The organism is Paracraurococcus lichenis (genome assembly GCF_030657435.1).
In the GTDB taxonomy this organism is placed as follows: Bacteria; Pseudomonadota; Alphaproteobacteria; order Acetobacterales; family Acetobacteraceae; genus Paracraurococcus; species Paracraurococcus lichenis.
In genome coordinates this window covers 1-1,548 of record NZ_JAUTWS010000282.1, presented here as the reverse complement: position 1 = coordinate 1,548, position 1,548 = coordinate 1, and the positions used below count along the sequence as shown (strand labels likewise).

At 68.9% G+C, this 1,548-nt stretch carries 2 protein-coding genes; both read right to left on the bottom strand.

Features of this window, described 5'->3' with window-relative positions:
• Positions 1-346: 346 nt before the first annotated feature.
• On the bottom strand, positions 347-1,246 hold the full coding sequence (locus Q7A36_RS39700; RefSeq protein ID WP_305109304.1) for a methyl-accepting chemotaxis protein: 900 nt from the start codon (positions 1,244-1,246) through the stop codon (positions 347-349).
• A partial coding sequence (locus tag Q7A36_RS39695) for a hypothetical protein (protein WP_305109303.1) occupies positions 1,128-1,548 on the bottom strand: 421 nt, incomplete at its 5' end. The genes Q7A36_RS39695 and Q7A36_RS39700, both read right to left, overlap by 119 nt.

Below are 1,548 nucleotides of genomic sequence, written 5' to 3'. Positions count from 1 at the left end.
TCATCCCTGGGCGCCCAGGAGAGATGACGAAGACGACATCGGAGCGGGCACGAACGATACGATAGAGGGCACGACGACACGGATCAGGGCATGCCCAAGCCCCTGGAAGCCCACGGTCCCGTACGACATCGATCAGGAAATGTGACAGCAGGCGCACCGGCGTGCCGCGCCAGCCCTCACCGGGAATGCTTCACGGAGACCGGCAGGGTAGGCGTGAAGGAGGACCTGAGGACGCCGCCGGGGTAGGCCCAGGCTGCTCGACCGGCCAGCGCTCGGCACGAAGGCAAGCGGGGTAGTACAGCCAAGACCTCCGGGCGATGCTGATCTGGCAGTCGTTCAACCCAGATCAGGCGGCCGGCTTCACCCCCGCGCGCCTGACGAGGGCGGCCAGCCTTGCCCTCTGCTCCCCGTCGGCGCCGAAAGAGAGGCCGAAGGTGCCGCTGTCGTAGGTCACCTTCACCGTGCAGGGGATCCGCATCCCCTCCAGCATGAGCGTGCCCGCCGCATCTGGATCGAGTTGCTCGGCGGCGCGGATGCGCGCGCCGCTGACCGAGAGGTCTAGCACCTGCGCGTCCAATATGCGCCCGTCATCCATGAAAGCCTGGGCAGGAAAGTCGACAGCCACCCGCTCGGCACCGCGGCGGTCGACGTCCCGCGTCGAGGTACGGACAACCCGGATGACCGTGTTGCGCAGGCCCGTGACCTCGGCTGCCAGCAGGTCGGAGGTCTGCTGCACTGCGCCGGCCTGGGCGTCAGTGTCCTGCGCCGCGCGCTGGACGCGGCTGGTCTGGGCGGACATCCGCTTCGCGGCGTCCGCGGCGGCGGTCATGCTCCGCGCGATCTCCGAGGTCGAGGCGCTCTGCTGCTCGACTGCGGCGGCCACCGAGGTACCGATGCTCTCCATCTCGCTGATGGTCATGGCGATGTGCCCGACCGCTTTCGCGGCTGCCATAGTGGCCTGTTGCACCGCGCTGATCTGACGGGTGATCTCCTCGGTCGAGCGGGCGGTCTGAGTAGCCAGCTGCTTGACCTCGCTCGCCACGACAGCAAAGCCCTTGCCCGCCTCGCCTGCGCGGGCTGCCTCGATCGTGGCGTTCAGGGCCAGCAGGTTGGTCTGGCCTGCCACGTCAGCGATCATCCGGACGACCTGGCCGATGTTCTCCGCCTGCTGCGAGAGTGCCGCGATACTGGCCTGCGCCTCGCGCCCGGCCTCGACGGCGGTCGTCGCCACCCGGCTGGTCTTCACCACCTGCTGGGTGATCTCCGCGACAGAGTTGGTCCGCGGCCGTGGCCACTTCCTCGGCGGTGTGCAGCGTCTGGCTGGCCGCACCCGCCGCCTGCGTGGCATTGACGCCGGTCTGCGCCGCCGTGCCGGACATCACCTTGGCGGTGGCGGCCAGCTCGGCAGTCAGGCCACTGACCTTCTCGACCGCGGCACTCGCCTCGCGCTCGATGGCCTCGGCCTGAGGTGGCCCCCATTCGTTGGACAGCTTGGCGGCCTGGATAAGCTCGGTTCTGGTTTCCGTCAGGCCGCCAATCTCGTCATCG